This window comes from Sphingobacterium sp. UBA7253 (genome assembly GCF_002472745.1).
Taxonomy (GTDB): domain Bacteria; phylum Bacteroidota; class Bacteroidia; order Sphingobacteriales; family Sphingobacteriaceae; genus Sphingobacterium; species Sphingobacterium siyangense.
Genome location: NZ_DKSP01000180.1, coordinates 6,937 through 7,278, shown reverse-complemented (window position 1 = coordinate 7,278; position 342 = coordinate 6,937). Strand labels below are relative to the sequence as shown.

Annotated in this window: 1 pseudogene; it reads left to right on the top strand. The window is 38.0% G+C overall.

The features are described 5' to 3' along the window. Positions 1-342 (top strand): annotated as a pseudogene (locus B2X72_RS18085) (DNA-directed RNA polymerase subunit beta); the annotation flags it as partial.

Sequence of the window (342 nt, the reverse complement as noted above, 5' to 3'; positions counted from 1 at the left end):
AAATTCAAGAAAACCAACCAAAATACATGTATGAACTTGAAACCTATCGTTAAGAAAGGTCAACGAGTTGAACCAGGACAGGTATTATGTGAAGGTTATGCAACTGAAAATGGTGAATTGGCATTAGGTCGTAACTTGAAAGTAGCATTCATGCCTTGGCAAGGATATAACTTTGAGGATGCGATCGTAATTTCTGAGCGTGTAGCGAAAGAAGACTGGTTTACTTCTCTTCACATTGAAGAATTCGAACTTGAAGTTCGTGATACAAAACGTGGTGAAGAAGAGTTAACAGCTGATATTCCTAACGTATCTGAAGAAGCGACAAAAGACTTAGACGAAAAC